General features: G+C 67.6%; 1 protein-coding gene. It reads left to right on the top strand.

Features of this window, described 5'->3' with window-relative positions; all coding sequences use genetic code 11:
- Positions 1 to 2: 2 nt before the first annotated feature.
- The coding region (locus tag IH54_RS0138850) for a roadblock/LC7 domain-containing protein (protein ID WP_031526384.1) at positions 3 to 407 on the top strand (405 nt) is incomplete at its 3' end.

The following is a 407-nucleotide window of genomic DNA, read 5'->3' as shown; positions in this document are numbered from 1 at the left end:
CGATGAGCCAGGCGGCACAGAACCTGAACTGGTTGATCACCAACTTCGTGGACAACACCCCCGGGGTGTCCCACACCGTGGTGGTCTCCGCCGACGGCCTGCTGCTCGCGATGTCCGACGGATTCCCGCGGGACCGCGCCGACCAGCTCGCCGCCGTCGCCTCAGGACTGACCTCGCTGACCGCCGGAGCCTCCCGCATCTTCGAGGGCGGCACCGTCAACCAGACCGTCGTCGAGATGGAACGCGGCTTCCTCTTCATCATGTCCGTCTCCGACGGCTCCTCCCTCGCCGTACTCGCCCACCCCGAGTGCGACATCGGCCTCGTCGGCTACGAAATGGCCCTGCTCGTCGACCGCGCAGGCACCGTACTCACCCCCGACCTCAGGGCAGAACTGCAAGGCAGCCTG

The organism is Streptomyces sp. NRRL F-5123, from assembly GCF_000721495.1.
Classification (GTDB): domain Bacteria; phylum Actinomycetota; class Actinomycetes; order Streptomycetales; family Streptomycetaceae; genus Actinacidiphila.
This window is presented reverse-complemented; position numbering and strand designations above follow the sequence as displayed.